The organism is Sphingomonas sp. AC435 (assembly GCF_979253005.1).
The window spans coordinates 1-239 of the sequence record NZ_CEEDCJ010000099.1 but is presented as its reverse complement, the minus strand read 5'-3'; the positions used below and the strand labels follow the sequence as shown (position 1 = coordinate 239).

At 56.5% G+C, this 239-nt stretch carries 1 protein-coding gene; it reads left to right on the top strand.

What is annotated here, in order from left to right; translation table 11 throughout:
* Window positions 1–239: hypothetical protein (locus AC0CH8_RS19095; RefSeq protein WP_465241229.1), on the top strand; the 239-nt coding region annotated here is incomplete at both ends.

Here is a 239-nt window from a genome sequence, read left to right as displayed (position 1 = left end):
GCTGGAAAGCCTGCACAGCAAGCTCAGCGACCTGGAAAGCGTCAGCCTGAGCAAGACGGAAAAGGGCTATGACTTCAAGCGCGAGCTGGTCAAGCCGGATGTTCGTGACGCTTACGCTCACGGCGTGATCAACAGTTCGCTGTTCGTATCCGCGAAGCGCGCCGGTCTGTCGCACAACCTGACCATGGATCTGGCCAACATCTTTGGCTATGACATCGACTTCGCTATGGATATTCGCC